This is a genomic window from Fibrobacter sp. (assembly GCF_045131395.1).
Lineage (GTDB): Bacteria > Fibrobacterota > Fibrobacteria > Fibrobacterales > Fibrobacteraceae > Fibrobacter.
On sequence record NZ_JBGUQY010000046.1, the window covers coordinates 287,234 to 305,294 of the forward strand.

Below are 18,061 nucleotides of genomic sequence, written 5' to 3' on the forward strand. Positions count from 1 at the left end.
GATATCGCCTTGCTCTCGCAAACGCCCTCGGTTAACACCCGAGGGCTTTTTTGTTGAGTGTTCCTTTTTCTATTTTCACCACCATGTTTATGAGCAAGAAAGACCTTCGGATAGACTTGGATACGCGGTGCAACTTTCGCTGTCACTATTGTGACAATGCGGATTTGGATCCGGCGACCAAGGTTTCGCTTCCGTTGGACAAAATCGAGCCTGTTTTCAAGAGTGCCGAAAAGAACTGCTGGTCTCTATTCTTGAGCTGTGCCGGCGAGCCGTTGGTCAATCCCCGGTTCCCTGAATTGATGAAGCTCCTTTCGGAAACGGTGAAAACACCCGATGTTTCCATGGTCACCAACGCTCTCCTGTTGAATGAACGCAACCGGCGTATCATCCTGGATTCTTCCATCGACCGTCTGTTCATTTCGATGGATAGCCTTTCTCCCGAAGTCTTTACCAAGTGGTGTGGCGTCAATGTGGTTCAGTTCCAGAATGTCATTAATCATATCGAAAGCTTTGCTCGCGAGCGTCTGCAGCAAAAGAAACGTCCGCACTTGATCGTAACTTCCATTGCCATGAAGGATACCCTGGAAGGTTTGCCCGAAATTGCCCGCTGGCTCAAGGATTTGCATGTATCGGCTTACAATATCCAGTGGCTCAATTCCATGGATCACGACTACCTGCGCAAGGAACAGCTGGATATGTCTGACCCCCAGGTGGCGTCAAGGGTCAACAAGGTGCTGGACGAAGTCCGCTCCATTTTAAAGGGAAGCGGGGTTATTCTCGATTATCCGAGAACCGTGAACAAGGAAAAGCTTATTTCGGTGTGGAATAACCGCAAGCTTTGGCGCAACCGCCTTGCCTATTTCAAGGATGTTTTCTTGAAGTTGGTGGCTGCCCGTCGCGGAATGCCTTGCCGCTTTGCGACCAACACTTTTTACCTGTGGCCTGACGGACACCTGAAGGGTTGCCCCTCGGACGGTTTTGATACGGGAAATTTGTTTGACGGAAACCATACCCTGGAATCCGAAATGAATTTGGTACGCCGCCAAATTGCAGAAGGGAAAATGCCCCGCTGCAAGGATTGCCTTTACAGGGTTGAGTAATTTCGGTTAAAGTCCGACGGCTTTGCGGTAGACCCGGGCGACTTCGTCGGGGTCTTCGCTTTTTAGCCAGCTGAGCGTCTCGGTGCCGCGGTAACTCCAGGCAAAAATGTTGTCGATGCCCGCCTTGCGGCTTTCTTCGACGGCGATGGCGAGATCATTTTCGCGGCCCGCTTCAATCTGGTAGGCCTTGATCCACATCTGCACGGCCTTGCCGTATTGCTTGGCTACATCGGTCAGCTTCTTTGCTGTTTCGGCGTACTTTTCGCGGACCCATTCTTCGGTGGCGCCGCGTTCCCAGTAGGGGTCACTGGCCACTTCGTCGACGCTTTCCAGCTTTGCCACGCGGCCCCAGTCATCCAGGCCTGCAGGGAACCAGGGTGGCAGCATGCATACGCAGTTGCGCTTGCCGCGGGCGTGTACTTCTTCGGTCATTTCTTTCAGAAAATCAATCAGACTGTCTTCGCGGAATTTCTTCACGTCGTCGGTGAGTTCTGTGGGCATCTCGTAGCCGAAACGCTGCTTAAAAAGCATGCGGCATTTTTCGCAGCGGCAACTCCAGTTGCTAAGACCGCCCTTCTCGAAGTAGAAATGGGGCTCGTCCCAGAAAACGGTATCGACTTTCGTTGCGCATACGGATTCAATCCACTTGTACATGTAGGCGCGGAAATCCGGATGGTTCGGGCAAGCGGCAACCTTGGGCTTGCCGTCCAGCGCGACCTGGCACATATCGTGATTGCGGGCGGTGAGTTCCGAATAGGCTTCGCCGCCAAACACGCGGCCGACACCCCACGGGTTCACGTAGACCTTCAGACCTAAGTCTGCGGATTGGTCCACGATTTCTTTCATGGTGCCATAGTAATACTGCTGGTCTTCTTCGCTCCAGGTGTGGAGCACTGCATTAAAACCCGCTGCCTTGATGTCTTGCATATCGGCAAGAACATGCTTGGGCGAGCGCACGCCAAAATAGCTAACTCCGGTAATCATGAAAAAAAAATAGGAATTATAGATTCCTATTTAAAATTCGAACTAATTATTTGCCCATTGGGGCGATCCGCTTTTGAGCAAAACCTGTTCCAGGGTGCTGTACCATTCTTCTTCGCTGACAGGCTTGCGGACCCAGTAGTAATTTTCGTCGCACTGGGGGAGCGGCATGTTGTCGGGCACCAGTTCCACGATCCACGATTCAGGAATACCGTCGTGTAGGAGCTTGCTGAACTTGAGGTTCTGTTCGTGCGGGCGATCTGCGTGGTCGAGAATGATGAGTGCGGGGGACTGTCCAATGATCAGGGCCGATTCCAGAAGGTTCGTTGCGTCTTCGATAGAATTGCAGGTGTACATGGTGGAATCTTCTGCCAAATCGCCGTGCTCCAAAAGCCAACGGAAAGTCCATTGACTGAGTCGGTCTAAGCTACCGGGGGAGGACGGAGCGATGAAGAAAATGTGTCCCATGACCTAAAAGATAGGTAATTCTCCCAAATTGTGGATAGATTTTCTAGGTGATTTTTAAAAATTATTTTCTGTCCAACAGATGTGTTCAACTTATCAACATTTTACCGCCAGTTTGTTTTTTTTTCTAGGGGTGACATGTAAAAAAAGTATATATATTTGTAGTGGTATTGGTTTTAGATGGATTACTCTAGGAACGCCAACTTATTAATAGAGGAGATCAATATGATGAAGCGTCTTGCTTGTATTGCCGCCCTGTCAGTCCTCTTTTTCGCCTGTTCCTCGTCCGACAGCCAAAAGGATGCGGTGCTATCCGTTAATGACGAAAATAATGAGCAGGAAATGCGCCAAAAAGATATTTCTGTTGAACTCTTGTCGGTAGATACATGTTTTGCTCATTTTGACTATGAAAATCCGACAATGAGTGTTGAATCCTTTGTTGTTAAACGGACTGAAGACAGTTGTTATACGGTTCGGGTTCTTGGAAATACTCAATGTCCGCCTGCAGAAAAACCGGATTATCTTGAATATTCATTTAAGGGCGATACGCTTTCTCTAAATATTGATAAAAAGGATCGCTTAACAGATGTCACTTGTTCTTGTATGTATTGGGCTGATGTTCTAATAAGGGGGGATGTGACTTTTAATAAAATTCAGATAAATGGGAATATATTCACAATAACAAAAGAGTAATCTCTTATATTTAAGAGAGTATTTGAATGAAGATTTTCTCAAGGAGCTCGACATGGCATTTGTAAGCGTTGGACAGAAGTATGGTTTTGTTAGCGCTGGGGATGTTAGTCGCAAGCGTGAGGCCGAAGCCCTCGAAAAAGGGCGCGAAGCTGAAAAGCGGGAGATTGCTCGGGCGCTTAAGGCCATGGGAGATTCTACGGAAAAAATCGTTGCCGTTTCTGGGCTTACTGCTGCAGAAGTCGAAGCCTTGTAGCGTCTTGACAAAATATTCCTATTTTTAGAGTATGTTCCCCGACGTACCTGAATTCAAATTCATCGATTCTTTGTTGAAAAATGCCGCCGAATTTAAGCACGAGGCTCCGCAGCATCGTGGCTGGCTCGGTGTGGGCGATGACTGCGCCATGTTCGATGGTTGGCTCGTGACTAAGGATTTGTCGGTCGAAGGTACGCATTTCAGGCTTGACTGGTCCACTCCCGAACAGGCTGTGGAAAAGCATATTGTCTCCAATGTGTCTGACATTAATTCGATGGGCGGTACGCCGCGCCTGGCTGTTCTCGGACTTTGCATCAACAAGAACTGGTCCGAAGAAACCCGCACCCGTGTGCAGGCGGCGCTTTCGCAAGGCTTTGCCAAACGGGGCATTGCGCTGATCGGTGGCGATACGGTGGCTGGCGATGTGGGCATGTTCTCCACGACCCTTTTGGGAACCCTGGCAGGGGAGCGCCCGCTATTGCGCTCGGCGGTAAAGCCGGGGGATACCTTGTACGTGAACGGAACTTTGGGCAAGTCGGGAGCCGGTTTATGGCTGCTGCTGAATCACCCCGAGGCCGTTGACGAGTTCCCGACGCTGGTGGAATACCACCTGGCCCCTAAAATTTGTGAATCGGCGGGGGCGGAACTTTTGCGCCTGGGTGCCTATGGAGCCTGCATGGATATTAGTGACGGTTTGTCGTCGGAACTGAACCATTTGGCCCTTTCTTCCAGTGTGAATTTGCAAATTATTGAAAACAAACTCCCCATTGACCCCGAAGTTTTGCGCTTATGTGCAAAATTTGGCCAAAATCCCCTAAATTTTGCATTAAATGGGGGTGAGGAATATCACCTGCTATTTGCAAATTCTAGCCCAAAAAGTATATTTAAAGAAAATACCCAATTGGGCGGAGTGTGTGAAATTGGATTTGCCGTAGAAAAAACTGCGGGCGACCCGGTCAGCATGCTTTGCAAAAATGGAGAAAAATTGCCCGTATCCCCGCGGGCGTGGTCGCATTTATGATGAACAACAGTAAGATGAACTTGGGCCAGTTGCTTCTTCGCCAAGGCGTTTTGGACGAAGACCAGTTGGCTCATGCCATGGCCGAACACAAACGTACCGGACTTATGCTCAGTAAGATCCTGGTGCGCTTGGGAATGGTGAGCGAAGAAACTTTGACGAACATCCTTGGTTCGCAAATGCAGTCTTCCACCAAGATGCGTATCGGTGAGATGCTCCTTGCTCAGGGGTATATTACCCAGGAGCAGTTGGACAAGGCTCTCGAAACCCAGAAAACATCGGGCAAGCGTTTAGGTCGCACCCTGGTGGATTTGGGTTACATGCCCGAAGAACGCTTGATCGAAATTCTTTCGAGACAGTTCGAAGTTCCTTATGTAAAGCTTGACAACTTCAATATCGATCCCAATGCTTATACCTTCTTGCCCGAAGACATGTGTAAGCAGTACAAGGTGGTTCCGCTGTTTGTACAGAAGGGTGAAGATGAACGACGTCAGGTGCGTTCTGTGATGACTCTCGCCATGACGGACCCCACGAACATGCGCACGATTAGCATCGTGAAGTTCAAGGTCCGTATGGATGTTGATATTGTGATGGCCTCCGAAGCGGACGTGATGAAGGCCATTGAACGTGTGTTTGCCGGTCATGGTCCTACCGAAGAATCCTTGGCCGAATTGATTAGTGAATCTAAGGACGGCGAAGAACTGGAGACCGTGGAACGCGGTCAGGGCGGTAACGACGAACCGGAACTTTCTGACGAAGAAGGTCGTCAGGTGGTGAAGATCGTGACCACGCTGATTCACGAAGCCATTGCCCGTAAGGCCTCCGATATTCACCTGGAACCGCAGGAAACATTCTTGAAGCTGCGTTACCGTATTGACGGTGACCTGCAGGTGATGTCCCCGATTCCGGCTCGTTTGATGCCCCAGATTCTTTCGCGTATTAAGCTCCTTTCGAAGATGGACATCGCTGAAAAGCGTAAACCCTTGGACGGCCGTTTTACCGTGCGTTACAAGGGTTCCGAAGTTGACCTTCGTGTGAGCTCCTTCCCGATTTCTCTGCGTAAGCGCGGCGTTTGCGAAAAGATCGTTATGCGTATCTTGAACCCGAACTCCGGTCAGTTCCCGCTGAAGGATATGGGTTTCGACCCCCGCGTGCTCAAGCAGTTTATTGATGCGATTAATGCTCCTAACGGTATTGTGCTGGTGACCGGTCCTACCGGTTCCGGTAAGTCTACCACGCTTTATGCTTCCATTCGAGAAATTTTGGATTCCACGATCAACATCTCTACGATGGAAGACCCGGTGGAATTGAATATTGATGGTGTGAACCAAGGTCAGATCAACAACGCCGCAGGCTTTACCTTTGCGGCGGGCATCCGCGCCCTCTTGCGTCAGGACCCGGACGTGATTATGATCGGTGAAATGCGTGACCAGGAAACTTCGTCTATGGCTATCGAAGCTGCTTTGACGGGTCACTTGGTCTTCAGTACGCTCCATACCAACGATGCTGCCGGTGCATTCCCGCGTTTGCTGGAAATGGGTCTGGAACCCTTCCTTGTGTCTACCGCTATCAAGGGCGTGTTGGCACAGCGTCTTGTGCGCCGCATTTGTAAGTACTGTAAGGAACCTGTGGAAATTTCCCAGGCCATGCGCGACGAATTCCACTTGAGCCCCGACATGCAGTTCTACCATGGTAAGGGTTGCGATAAGTGCGATGGTTCGGGCTACAAGGGCCGTTGCGGTATTTACGAATTCCTGGTGCCCAACGAAACCGTGCGTAACCTGATCATCAAGCGTTCTTCGGGCGACGTCATCAAGCGCGCTGCCATGCAGGAATGCGGCATGATTACGCTGCGTATGGATGGTATCCAGAAGGCTCTCGACGGACATACCACGCTCGAACAGGCCATCGGCGCTTCTACGTCGGACGACTAGTAGTTTGTTTTAAATAGAAAATAGGCGCTTTTAAAAAGGGGAGTTTTATGCGCTTGAATCGTATAGGCTTGCTTGCTTTGGCGAGCTTCTTGATGTTGGCAGGTTGTGGCGATGATTCTAGCAGTGTTCTATCGCCCGGTGAAAATGCTGGCGATGAAAACTATTGTTCTTCAAGTGTTTCTCCGAAGAAGACTAGTTCTAGTTCATCGGCTAAAGTGAAGTCCAGCAGTTCTGAAAGAATGTCGTCGTCTTCGCTTTATTCATCTACGATATCCTCCTCCTCATCTTCGTTGTTGCCTGTTCTTTTATCGTCTTCTTCGCTAGAATCTGTTGCGGAAAGTTCAAGTTCTTCGTCGGTTCTGTCGTCATCTTCTGTTGTCGTTTCTTCGTCTTCTGAAGAGGTTGTTGAAGAATCGAGTAGCAGTAAGGAATGCTGGAAGTTCTTGAATCCTGAAAAGGAATATGGCGAGTTAATTGATGAACGAGATGGTCAAGTCTACAAGACAATTAAAATTAACGACCGAGTATGGATGGCTGAAAATCTGAAATATGACGATGTACGGTATGAAACGCATTGCGTTGGGGATAGCGCTAATGTACTTGATCATGCCGATAGTTGTGTTATGTATGGTCGTTTGTATACGTGGGCGGCGGCGATTGATTCGGTGACGCTTGCCAATGATCCCGACAATCCTAAAACGTGTGGTTATGGCGTAACTTGCGGAATTGATGGTGTGCGTGGGATTTGTCCAACGGGTTGGCATTTGCCTACGTATGCGGAATGGTATCGTTTGATTTATTATGTAGGTGGAGAAGATCCGAATACGGCTTCAAAAATGCTGAGAGCAAAAGACGCTTGGGAAAAAGATAATGGAAACGAAGATGTCTATGGCTTTTCTGCTGTTCCTGCGGGATTGTGGCACCCTGGACGAGAAATAGTGCAATTCCCAAAGTTTGAAAGTGCTTTGTGGTCATCTACGGATGCTGATAATAATTTGGCGTATAGTGTAGAAATCCGCTATGATGATGACAGGGCGTATAAACTGGATAATGTGAAAAGGCTTGGCATGGCCGTTCGTTGTGTGCAAGATAAGTAAATAAAAAAAGCGGTGTTCCTGTTCGGGGACGCCTTTTTTTACTATATTGCACATTTGTGTAGAATAGGAGCTTTTGATGGCGAACATTGTAGATAATGCTGTTTTAGATAAAGAACTGAACCCGGAGCAGGCCGCCGCTGCAAAAAAGATTGACGGCCCCATGCTGATTTTGGCTGGTGCAGGTTCGGGAAAGACTCGTTGCATTACCTATAAGATTGCTCACCTTGTTTCGCAGTATAACGTGGAACCGGACCGCATTCTGGCGGTGACTTTTACGAACAAGGCTGCCCGCGAAATGAAGTCCCGTATCCAGAAGTTGCTGGATTGCAACATGAATTTCGCCTGGATGGGAACGTTCCATTCCGTGTGTTTGCGCCTTTTGAAGCTTTGCCTTTCTAAGCAGTCTGTGCTTGACGCCTTGGGCGGTACATGGTACGATGGAAACTTCTCCATTTACGATGACGACGACCAGAAAAGGCTCCTGAAAGAAATCATGAAGGAGCAGGTGGGCGATAACTTTGAACCCTCCGAAGTCAAGAAAATGCATGGCGCCATTTCGAAGTACAAGAATACGATTCTGTACCGCGGAAAAGTGGCTCAGTTGCAGACTCCCGATGTGGCGCAGGAATTGGCGAATTTTCCTGACGAAGAATTGCGCGCAAAGATTTATGCGGAATACCAGAAGCGCCTTAAGGAATCTAACGCCATGGACTTTGACGACCTGTTGTTCAACACGGTCTACATGCTGCAAAAGATTCCCAATTTGGCATCTCAGCTGGCGCAACGTTTCCGCTATGTGGTGGTGGACGAATACCAGGACACCAACGACGTCCAGTATGAACTTTTGAAGTTACTCATCAACGAAAACAAGAATGTGACGGTGGTGGGTGATGATGACCAGAGTATTTATGGCTGGCGCGGCGCCAACATCAAGATTATCCGTAACTTCCACCGCGACTTTGCTCCGGTGACGATTGTAAAGCTGGAACGCAACTACCGCTCTACAGCAAACATCGTGAAGGGTGCGGGCTCCGTGATTGCTCATAACATCCGTCCGCAAGAAATGCAGAAGAACGTGTTCTCCAAGGAAGATGCGGGCGAACTCATCCATGTGCGCCACTTTATGGATGACCGCTCCGAAGCCTCGACCATTGCGGACAACATTGCAAAAGCGGGCGAAGATTTTTATGCCAAGACGGCGGTGTTCTACCGCACCAACGCGCAGTCCCGCGCCTTGGAAAAGGCGCTAAATGACCGCCGTATTCCGTCGGTCATTTTTGGCGGCATGCGTTTCTGGGACCGCAAGGAAATCAAGGATGTGCTCGCGTACCTGCGCCTGCTGGCTAACGAAAAAGACGATGCCGCCTACCTGCGCGTAATCAACATTCCGCCTCGCGCCATCGGTAAGACAACTGTCGAAAACATTCTCGAAAGAGAACGCAACGGCGAAGGCTCCTTCTGGGATAACTTGCTTGCCGAAGTCAACAGCGGAAGCCGTTCGGCCATCAAGCTCAAGGGCTTTACCGACTTGGTGCAGAGTTGGAAGGCCTTGCTTGCCGCAGGGGAAACTCCGCTCCCGATTTTGGCGGAAAAGATTATTAATGATGTGGGCTACAAGGAATTCTTGCGCAAGGAAGACGAACTCACTGCTGATGAACGCATCGGTAACTTGGACGAAATGGTGAACGCCATCCGTGAATTCGACGAAGAACATCCGGGTGCAACGCTTGATGCCTTCTTGCAGGATATTTCGCTCTTGACCGATGCCGACAAGAAGGTGGACAATTCCAAGGGCCAGGTAACCCTCATGACCATTCACATGGCGAAGGGCCTGGAATTCAACACTGTGCACATTGCCGGTTGCGACGAAGAAATTTTCCCGTTGATTCGTGCGTCGGCAACCATGTCGGGCGCCGAGATGAACGAACAGATGGAAGAAGAACGCCGCCTGTTCTACGTGGGCTGTACCCGCGCCGAAAAGAAGCTGTACCTGTACCATGCGGAACGTCGATTCTTCCAGGGGAACATTCGTCCCTTCGCCCCGTCTCGTTTCCTTAAGGAATTGGACCCGTCGGTAGTTGACTTTACGCCTTGCACCGATTTCGGTTTTGGCGGTAGCGACTTTAATCAGGATTTTGGCGGCTCGTCGGGATTCTCGCGTCCGCCGCGTCCGAACATTCCGTCTTATCCGCGTAGACCTTCGGGTGGTTTCGGTGGCAGTTCGTCTCGCCCGAGTAATTTTGGCTCCCACGGATTTAGCCGTCCTTCGATTCCGAATTCTGTCAAGAAGAATGACAAGCACATCGTTTATCGCAATCCGGTGAAGGTTGCCGCTCCTGTAAAGCCTGCTGAACCTTCGGGCCCCCGCGTGGTTTACGACGAATACAGCGAGAATCCGTACCATCCGGGAGTCCGCGTGCGCCACATGAAGTATGGCGTGGGTACCGTGGTCAAGTGCTACGGTACGGGCGACAATGCCCGCGTGGACGTGCGATTCGGTAGCGATCCGACGGTCCGTACGATTATTTTGAAGTATGCGGCACTGCAAATAGTGGGCTAGGGTGCATTTAGCAACTCTGGGTTGCTTTTTCGCTCAAATTATTTGCTATTTTGTTGCCGTAAGAAAAGAGGTTTTATGCTCGAACGTGAAGAAGTTTTGAAACTCGCGAAGCTTTCTAGGCTCGAAGTTGCCGAAGAAGATATTGAATCCGTGAAGGGTCATTTGGACAAGATGCTCAACCACCTTGAAGCTCTCAAGGCCTTGAACCTTTCCGATGTGGAACCCATGACCGCTGTCGAAAACGGCGCCACGATTCTTCGCGAAGACGTGCCCGTGCAGGGCTTCTCTCTCGAAAAGGCCTTCATGAACGCTCCGGCAGTGGAAAACGACCACTTCGCCATTCCGAAGGTCATCGGCGGCTAATTTCTCGGCTTGAAAAATTAGCCCATGGCAGTACATTGCATTGTGCCTGCCCGTATGGGTTCGTCCCGCTTTCCGGGAAAGCCCCTGGTCAAGATCGCAGGCAAAGAAATGATTGTGCGCACCTTGGAGCGTGCGCTTTTGGCCGAATGTTTTGAGCGCATTGTTTGCGCTACCGATTCCGAAGAAATTGCAGACGTGGTTTCTCGGGCGGGTTTTGAGTTTATCTTGACGCAGGATGCAGCGACCGGTTCTGACCGCGTCGCCTTTGCGGCCCGGGCCCTCAATTTGGACCTGGTGGTGAACTTGCAGGGTGACGAACCCCTGGTGGAGCCATCCGTGCTGTGCGATGTGGCTTCTGCCCTTGAACAGCACCCCGATGAATGGGTAACGGTGGCATGCCCCCTGAACCCTGCAGAGGCTGAACTCAAGACGGTAGTCAAGGTTTTGGTGAAAGACGATTACGCGGAGGACTTTACCCGGTGGGTGGCGAATGAGGACGCTTCCCGCTGGTTCCAGCATCAGGGAATCTACGCTTATTCCAGGGTGTGTCGCGACGAATTTTCGTCTTTGCCCCAGAACGAAATTGAAAAGGAACGCTCCCTGGAGCAGATGCGCATTCTGGGCAAACGCCCCATTCGCATTGTCCAGAGTAAGTATCCTTCGATTTCGGTAGATGTCCCTTCAGACGTGAATGCGGTGGAGGAGGCGCTTAAGAAGCCCTTTGGTCGAGGATAACCAACGGAGGTTATCCTATGAATGCACCTGAAAGAAACGTGGTCCGATTGGCTCTATGCCTGTTGGTCCTTGGAGTCGTCGTCCGGTTTTTGCCCTGGGGACTCCCGTCCATCGAGAGTTTTGAGGTGGGCGAGGCCCTTGTGGTTGAAAACACCGTCCCTTTGCCGGTGGAAGGGCCCTTGTTAGCCCCTTCTGATAATTTAGTGTCAAAATCTGACGCGAAATCGGATGGTCGGACAAAAAAAGAGCGAAAAAGTGCTAAAAAAGTGAATCTTCCGGTACATATCAATTCGGCTTCCTTGGAGGAACTTTGTGCCCTGAATGGGGTCGGTCCCAAGCTCGCCGAGAAGATTTTGGCCACCAGAAATGCCCTCGGACCCTTCAAAACGGGGGAAGATTTGCAAAAAGTGCCAGGAATCGGCAAGAAAAAATTGGAAAAGCTCCTTTTGGGGGTAATTTTTGATTAGTTTTATGGTGTAGTTTTTTTCATAAGTCGTTGATAATATGAGTGATACGAAGATTTACATGGGTATAGAAGCGGGGGATGCTTCTCTGAAAGTTGCCCTTCTGGACGCAACCGAACGCCGTGTTTTGAAGACGGCTGTTCTCGATACGGAAACCGCCCCCCTCGATGATGTCTATGCTTTTGAAACCGCCCTCCAGGGGTGGATGGAATTCAACCAGATTGAATCGGTCGAGGCCGTTTCTGTGGCAATTCCCGCATTTAGGTCCATTGTCCGCCAGATCTTTGTCCCGGCAGAGGCCGCAAAGAACGTGGACGACTATGTAAAGTGGTACGTTTCGCTGATTACCAACGCCGACGCCAATGCGTATATAATTGATTACAAAATCATGAGCGGCGATTCCTCCCTGGGTTACACCATCATGCTGATTGCCGTCCGCGAGCAGTGGGTCGACAACCTGCGTAAGGGTTTCCGCAACAAGATGCTCGCACCGAAGGCCATGGATGTGGATGTGCTTTCGCTCATGAACTTGATGGATTTTGCCGAAAATGTGTCCGAACTGACATGCATAGTCAAGGCTGACTATGCCGGTGTGACCTTGCTTTGGCTTACCAAGGACAACCTGCATGCGCTCCGCTGCGTGTCCACCCTTTCTTTGGTGAACAACACCAAGGAAGAAGCTTATCAGATCTTGGCTAAGGAAATTGCCGAACAGATTGCCATTGCCCAACAGGAAAACGCCTCGGTGGTGACCAAGACGGTTCGTCTGTGTGGCGAAATGGCTGGCGATATGCAGTTTGTGGATGGTGTCCGTGCGAAGTTGCCCGAATGCCAGTTGTCTTTGATGGATTCTTTCTCTAACTTGAGGCTCCCGACCGAAGAAGAAGATTCTGCTGCCGTGCTCTCTTGCGCTGGCGCTATCGGTGCTGCCTTGAATGTGATGGAGGGTGTATGATTCATTTGAACTTGATTGACGCCGCCGAACGTTTGGTCGAAGTTGAAAACGTGGCTCCGGTGAATGTCACCAGCGTCAAGGAATTGCAGAGCAAGTCCCGCAAGAAGGCCATGACGGTTCTTGTGGCGGCTTTGTTTGTGTTTGTTGCCTTCAGCTGCTTCCTGAGCGTGGCCGGTGTTCCTCAGCCTTTGCAGGGCTTGCTGCCGCCGCCGTATCTGGAATTGATCGGTGCCGAAGACCCGACCCGTTCTGCCTTGGCGATCGGCATGGGCCAAAAGACCTCTGCCGGTGGTTCGCTGGAAGCGGAAGCCGCTGCTGCCGCTGCCATGATCCGTCAGCGCGAGAACGTGACCGTAAAGCAGGTGGTGGGCGAAATCAATCCCCAGGCCTTGTTCAACAACAAGCGCTCGGACTACAACAGCTACTTGCCGCTGGAAAAGCTTTCTTACCAGAAGGCTTCCGTTGGCCAGTTCCTTGCCTTCTTGAATACGGCAACGCCGGATGATGTGGGCTTCTCGGATTGTATCTTCCAGGCTCCGAACTACTACTACGTGCGTGGCGTGGCCGGTAACCCCAACTCCCAGAAGGCCTTCCTTGATCGCATTCGTGCGGTCAGCTCTGACTTCAGGACTCCGCCGCTGCCCGAAAACGCTCCGGCTACCGACATTACCGCTTTCGGTATGTACAACGTGTCTAACGTGAACCTGGGTGCCGTGTCGTCCTTTGTTCCGGTCTCCGAAGTGAACAGCGAAATCAAGTCCATGAAGGCTTTGGCTGTTGCCCAGAAGGTGCAGTTCTCCGGTCTTGAAAAGCCGCTGGTGGAAGAATTCGGTGTCTACAAGCGCTACACGATCAAGGCTACCACGACGGCTGACTTTGCCGAGCTGAATGCCTTTATCGCAGCCTTTGTCGCATCGCCCTCTCGCATTGGCGTTCGCAACATCGAAATGAAACTTGCCAAGAAGGATATGTTCACCACGATCCTTTTTGAAATGTTTGTCAATAAGCAATAGTCCCGATGCCCATTCGCATTACTGGCGGACTGATGCGGGGGAGGAACGTGCCTTCCCCGGATACCTCTAAGACTAGGCCTACAGCTTCTCGTACAAGAGAAGCTCTCTTCAACATCTTGCAGGGTGTGGAAAATTTCCGCGTACTGGACTTGTTCGCGGGCACCGGCATTATGGGTATCGAGGCCTTGAGCCGTGGTGCTGCAAGTGTGGTGGCTGTCGAAATGGCCCACGCCCAGGCGAGACTGGTACTGCAGGCCTACAAGGCGTTGTCTCTGGAATCGAAGCTTAATTTGTTAGAAAAGAACGCGCTTGCGCTGGATAAAGAATCTCTTTGCGCCAGCGAAGGCTTTGACCTGATTTATGCGGATCCTCCCTTCAAGGACATGGATTATCCGGACTTGCGCCCCTATTGGCAATGGCTGAATCCGGGTGGTGTCGCCGTGTTCGAGGTCCCGAGCCGCAACTTGCCTGCATGGGTAAAAGAAGCCGACGAAGCGGGATTGGTGCAAGTCCGCCGTTACGGTGAATCTTCGCTGGTTATCTACAGGGCATAATTTCTATATTTACGGCATGAAGAAAATTGCCGTTTTCGCAGGATCCTTTGATCCGTTTACCTTAGGGCATCTCGATATCGTGAAGCGCGCCTCTGCGTTGTTTGACGAACTGTGGGTGCTCTTGGCGGTGAATGCTTCCAAGAAATACTTGCTGCCGGAATCGACCAGAGTCGAAATTGTCAAGAAGGCAGTCAAGGATATCCCGAACGTAAAGGTGGACTGCTTTGACGGCTTGACCGTAGATTTCATGCAGCGTGTGGGAGCGAAGTTCCTGGTGCGGGGTATCCGCGGAAGTGCCGATGTGGAATACGAGCAGACCATTGATTGGAACAACAGGGTGCTGTACCCCGAATGCGAAACGGTTTTCTTGTCCAGCGCTCCGGAGCACTTGCAGGTAAGCAGTACCGTGGTGCGTGAACTCTTGAAGGTGGGAATTGGCAAAACGGAGCAGGGCCGCGCAAAGCTTGCGAAGTTCGTTCCCGAAAACATTGTTGAAGATTTACTATGAGACCGTTCAGATTTTTACCTAAAATTTTGCGTGTGCTGCTGATTGCAAATGCGGTGGTGTTTGGACTTGCATTTATCGGCGGCAAGATTCTTGGTTTGCATTTGAACCTGCCTGGCGTCGGCTATGGTAGCCTTGCCGAATACATTGCCTACTTTGGCGCCTTCTGGCCTTTCGCTCCGGAACAGGCTTGGCGCTTTGTGTCTTACATGTTCGTGCATGTGGACTTCTGGCATTTTCTGTTCAACATGCTGATGCTCTGGATGTTCGGTAGCGATGTGGCCGACATGATGGGCTCCAAGCACTTTACGGGGATGTATTTCTTCTGCGGGATTTTCGCGGCTGTCTTTAGCTTGGCCATGTACCTGCTTGGCATGACGAATGCCCCGATTATCGGTGCATCCGGTGCCCTCATGGGAATCTTTGTGGCCTACTACAAGTTCTTCCCGAACCGCATGCTTTTGATGTTCTTCTTTTTCCCGATGCGAATCAAGTATGCCATGTGGTTCATGGTGGCGGTGGACGTGTTCATGGCCCACTCCGGCGACGGTGTGGCCCACCTCGCTCACTTGGGCGGTGTAGTTGGCGGATTCCTCTACATGCATTTCTACGAACGGGGCTTTGGCGGACTCGGCAGGGCCTTCGAAAAGATGCGTGGCCCCAAGTTCAAGGTGCATCAGGGTGGCCGTACTGAAAGTGCTGCCCGTGAAGAGTCCAGCGAAGAGCCCCGTGGCAAGGCTCCGCTGGAAGGTGAAGTTTTTTATGTGGACGAAAACAAGCGAATGGATGAAATCCTGAAGAAAGTCAATCGCGAGGGAATCAATTCGTTGAGTGATTCGGAACGTCAATTTTTACTACAGGCGAGCGAAAAGCTGCGCCGTCGCAGAGGAGGCTTCTAATGAAGAAAGTTTTAGGTATGGGCGCAGCCCTGGTTGATATTTTGGCCAATGTGGATGATGCTTGGATCGAATCTCAGGGCGTGCAGAAGGGCGGCATGAACATGGTGGATTGGCCCCAGATGGAAAAGTTCCTGGGCGCCCTCAAGAATCCGCTGCGCGTGCCGGGTGGCTCTACCTGCAATACCATGGTGGGGCTTTCCCGTTTGGGCGGCAAGGCAGCCTTTATCTCGAAGATTGGCAACGACGAACTGGGTAACATTTTCAAGAAGCATTTGGAAAACAATGGCGTGGAATCGAAGCTGGGTCTGAGCGATGCCGCTACGGGTTGCGTTTTCAGCGCCGTGACGCCTGATGCCCAGCGTTCTATGTGGACTTACCTGGGCGCCTCTGATTTCCTCGGCAGCGACGACTTTATTCCTGCCCTTTACGATGGCGTGGGTCTCTTGTACGCCGAGGGCTACCGTGCCTTTAATGCAGATTGCTTCAAGAAGTCCTTTACTCTGGCCCGCAGCCTGGGTGTAGAAACCGCTCTCGACTTCAGCAGCTTTGGCGTGGTGGAAGCCTGCCGCAAGCTCTTTGACGAACTCTTTGCTGAGAGTATGATTGATATCATCATCGCTAACGAAGACGAAGCTTATGCATACGCCGGCGTCAAGGAAGAAGCCGCCCTGGATGTGCTCGCCAAGAAGGCCAAGGTTGCCGTGGTGAAGATCGGCAAGCGCGGCGCCCTGATTGCCAAGGACGGCAAGACGGTGCATGTGGAAGCGGGCCCCGCAAAGGCTATCGATACTACCGGTGCAGGCGACTTGTGGGCATCGGGATTCCTGTATGGCTACATGAACGGCTGGGATATGGAACGCAGCGGTAACCTGGGTAGCGTCGTGAGTAACGAAGTGGTGCAGGTCATGGGCGCCCAGATTCCGGAAGACGGCTGGAAGCGTATTATGGCTGCTCGCGGCTAGTTTAAGTCCCCATTTTGAACAGTGAAACAGGCTAAAAAGATCTTTTTGGCCTGTTTTTCATTTTTCACTTTGCATAATTGTAAAGAAAAATTATATTTAAGTGAAAGTGGAGGTCTAATATGATGAAACGCATTCTTTGCTTGATAATGGTTGCAATGGCGTTCTCTTTCGCTCAGGAAGAAATCTTTATCCGCAACATCTGTGATACGCTGGGTGGAAAGAAAGTGGAGTTGCAATTGCAACAGATTGAAGAAACCATGTGGTATGGCTCGAAAAATCTGTCCAAGTCCGATTCCGTCAAGAAGACTGTTTACAAGGACTATCAGGATGTGAATCCGCTTAAGGGTAAATTTGAGGATGCTGTGCTTCCGGTATCTGTAACGGCGAGCTGTGTAGAAAGTCGCTACAACTTATTCCGCTATGCGACATGGTCAAATTCCCATTGGTCGCTGGTCGATGATGACGATGATTACGCAACCATGATCATGGATGTCAACCAATACAGCTACCAGGGTTACGATGCGACGAATTCCTACAATATTCTTGCCATTAAAAAGGGGGCACTTCCTGAAAACGGTTCTTATTCCACCAATGAACTGATGGTTTCGAAAACGTTTGAATTCAGTTTTGACTGGTGGTATTCAATCGCCCTTTATTATGTAGGGACTCGGTACTTTTATGCGTCTGTTGTAGCCTTGGACTCCTTGACTGCGGTGGAAAAATCAATGGGAGGCTTAGATGTTCCGGATTCAATTTCGAAGGTCCAGTTGCAGGTTCTCCATGGGGTGCTGGTGGATCCGAACAAGAATCTGCCGGAGTCTTCTTCTTCTGAACAAGAAATCTCCAGTTCTTCGGAAGGAACGACTGCTTTGGGACGTATGGAAAGAACTCCGCGTGTATTCAATGGCGCCCGCGAAGTCCGCAGGCTAGACGGCTCCGTCGTCAAGCAGGGAGAATCTCTCGAGCCTGGCGTTTACTATGTGAAGGGCAGCGATGGCCGCTGGAAAAAGAGCGTCCAGATGCGTTGATTCTGTTGGATTGTAACTTTAATTTAAATCCCTGTCCCCGATATAATCGGGGATTTTTTTTGTATATTAGCGGGCATGATTCAATTTTTGAAAGTCTTTGTCTTGTCTTTGGCCCTTTGCGGCTCCTTGGCCTTTGCCGATGAGGCTGAATTGAAGCAGGAAATTGCAGTGCGCGACAGCGTGATGCAGGTGCAGGGCGATGCCTGTACGCTTGAAAAGGATTCCTTGCGTTCCGTGATTGAAACAGAGAAGGCAAAAAGCGAAAATTGGGAAAAGAGCTACAATACCATCAAAAAGGACAATGAAACCTGCGCCCAGATGTTAAGCACGTCGATTAGCGTGAATGAAAACAAGAAAGAAAAAGAAGAAAATGACCGCCGTGCCGCGGCCATGGCTACGTCTTCTTCGTTCTTGGGCGGTGTGGGTATCGGTCTTTTGATTATGTGGCTCATTATGAAATAATTTGGCTCGTGTTGAGGAGT

General features: G+C 50.6%; 20 protein-coding genes. 18 read left to right on the forward strand and 2 right to left on the reverse strand.

Features of this window, described 5'->3' with window-relative positions; translation table 11 throughout:
* Window positions 1-89 precede the first annotated feature (89 nt).
* Entirely contained in the window at window positions 90-1,100 is a 1,011-nt protein-coding gene (locus ACJMNB_RS12435) for a radical SAM protein (protein ID WP_405342952.1), read from the forward strand.
* 6 nt (window positions 1,101-1,106) lie between these two features.
* On the opposite strand, the gene ACJMNB_RS12440 is transcribed toward ACJMNB_RS12435, so the two are convergent.
* A complete protein-coding gene (locus ACJMNB_RS12440; RefSeq protein WP_405342954.1) occupies window positions 1,107-2,084 on the reverse strand; it encodes a hypothetical protein in 978 nt (325 codons plus the stop codon).
* A gap of 42 nt (window positions 2,085-2,126) precedes the next feature.
* Window positions 2,127-2,549 (reverse strand): hypothetical protein, encoded by a 423-nt coding sequence (locus tag ACJMNB_RS12445; protein WP_405342956.1) that lies wholly within the window; start codon window positions 2,547-2,549, stop codon window positions 2,127-2,129.
* A gap of 222 nt (window positions 2,550-2,771) precedes the next feature.
* Between ACJMNB_RS12445 and ACJMNB_RS12450 the strand changes: the two genes are divergently transcribed.
* The 17 genes from ACJMNB_RS12450 to ACJMNB_RS12530 all read left to right on the forward strand — a co-directional run bounded on the left by ACJMNB_RS12450 (window position 2,772) and on the right by ACJMNB_RS12530 (window position 18,041).
* Window positions 2,772-3,239 (forward strand): hypothetical protein, encoded by a 468-nt coding sequence (locus ACJMNB_RS12450; RefSeq protein ID WP_405342958.1) that lies wholly within the window; start codon window positions 2,772-2,774, stop codon window positions 3,237-3,239.
* A gap of 22 nt (window positions 3,240-3,261) precedes the next feature.
* Window positions 3,262-3,492, forward strand: a complete 231-nt coding sequence (locus tag ACJMNB_RS12455) for a hypothetical protein (protein WP_405342960.1) — start codon at window positions 3,262-3,264, stop codon at window positions 3,490-3,492.
* A gap of 31 nt (window positions 3,493-3,523) precedes the next feature.
* Window positions 3,524-4,513: a thiamine-phosphate kinase gene (gene thiL / locus ACJMNB_RS12460; RefSeq protein WP_405342962.1), complete on the forward strand. Its 990-nt coding sequence runs from the start codon at window positions 3,524-3,526 to the stop codon at window positions 4,511-4,513.
* Complete coding sequence (locus ACJMNB_RS12465; RefSeq protein ID WP_405342964.1) at window positions 4,510-6,444, forward strand: ATPase, T2SS/T4P/T4SS family; 1,935 nt, start codon at window positions 4,510-4,512, stop codon at window positions 6,442-6,444. Before thiL ends, ACJMNB_RS12465 begins: the two co-directional genes overlap by 4 nt.
* 47 nt (window positions 6,445-6,491) lie before the next feature.
* A complete protein-coding gene (locus ACJMNB_RS12470; RefSeq protein ID WP_405342966.1) occupies window positions 6,492-7,541 on the forward strand; it encodes an FISUMP domain-containing protein in 1,050 nt (349 codons plus the stop codon).
* 76 nt (window positions 7,542-7,617) lie between these two features.
* Window positions 7,618-10,101: an ATP-dependent helicase gene (locus tag ACJMNB_RS12475; RefSeq protein WP_405342968.1), complete on the forward strand. Its 2,484-nt coding sequence runs from the start codon at window positions 7,618-7,620 to the stop codon at window positions 10,099-10,101.
* Window positions 10,102-10,176: 75 nt separating this feature from the next.
* The gene (gene gatC, locus ACJMNB_RS12480; RefSeq protein WP_072797429.1) at window positions 10,177-10,464 is read left to right on the forward strand and encodes an Asp-tRNA(Asn)/Glu-tRNA(Gln) amidotransferase subunit GatC; all 288 of its coding nucleotides are present in this window, start codon (window positions 10,177-10,179) and stop codon (window positions 10,462-10,464) included.
* A gap of 24 nt (window positions 10,465-10,488) precedes the next feature.
* Window positions 10,489-11,199: a 3-deoxy-manno-octulosonate cytidylyltransferase gene (locus ACJMNB_RS12485; RefSeq protein WP_405342970.1), complete on the forward strand. Its 711-nt coding sequence runs from the start codon at window positions 10,489-10,491 to the stop codon at window positions 11,197-11,199.
* Window positions 11,200-11,216: 17 nt separating this feature from the next.
* The gene (locus tag ACJMNB_RS12490) at window positions 11,217-11,666 is read left to right on the forward strand and encodes a ComEA family DNA-binding protein (protein WP_405342972.1); all 450 of its coding nucleotides are present in this window, start codon (window positions 11,217-11,219) and stop codon (window positions 11,664-11,666) included.
* Between the two features lie 37 nt (window positions 11,667-11,703).
* Window positions 11,704-12,618, forward strand: a complete 915-nt coding sequence (locus tag ACJMNB_RS12495) for a hypothetical protein (protein ID WP_405342974.1) — start codon at window positions 11,704-11,706, stop codon at window positions 12,616-12,618.
* Entirely contained in the window at window positions 12,615-13,631 is a 1,017-nt protein-coding gene (locus tag ACJMNB_RS12500) for a hypothetical protein (protein WP_405342976.1), read from the forward strand. The genes ACJMNB_RS12495 and ACJMNB_RS12500 overlap by 4 nt, the downstream gene beginning before the upstream one ends.
* Before the next feature lie 5 nt (window positions 13,632-13,636).
* Entirely contained in the window at window positions 13,637-14,185 is a 549-nt protein-coding gene (gene rsmD / locus ACJMNB_RS12505; RefSeq protein ID WP_405342978.1) for a 16S rRNA (guanine(966)-N(2))-methyltransferase RsmD, read from the forward strand.
* A gap of 16 nt (window positions 14,186-14,201) precedes the next feature.
* On the forward strand, window positions 14,202-14,693 hold the full coding sequence (coaD, locus tag ACJMNB_RS12510; protein ID WP_405342980.1) for a pantetheine-phosphate adenylyltransferase: 492 nt from the start codon (window positions 14,202-14,204) through the stop codon (window positions 14,691-14,693).
* A 32-nt stretch (window positions 14,694-14,725) separates the two neighbouring features.
* Window positions 14,726-15,589 (forward strand): rhomboid family intramembrane serine protease, encoded by an 864-nt coding sequence (locus ACJMNB_RS12515; RefSeq protein WP_405342982.1) that lies wholly within the window; start codon window positions 14,726-14,728, stop codon window positions 15,587-15,589.
* Entirely contained in the window at window positions 15,589-16,551 is a 963-nt protein-coding gene (locus tag ACJMNB_RS12520) for an adenosine kinase (protein WP_405342984.1), read from the forward strand. Before ACJMNB_RS12515 ends, ACJMNB_RS12520 begins: the two co-directional genes overlap by 1 nt.
* Before the next feature lie 119 nt (window positions 16,552-16,670).
* Window positions 16,671-17,579 carry a hypothetical protein gene (locus ACJMNB_RS12525; RefSeq protein ID WP_405342986.1) on the forward strand — a complete coding sequence of 303 codons (909 nt, stop codon included), beginning with the start codon at window positions 16,671-16,673 and terminating at the stop codon, window positions 17,577-17,579.
* A gap of 75 nt (window positions 17,580-17,654) precedes the next feature.
* Complete coding sequence (locus ACJMNB_RS12530; protein WP_405342988.1) at window positions 17,655-18,041, forward strand: hypothetical protein; 387 nt, start codon at window positions 17,655-17,657, stop codon at window positions 18,039-18,041.
* Window positions 18,042-18,061: the final 20 nt, after the last annotated feature.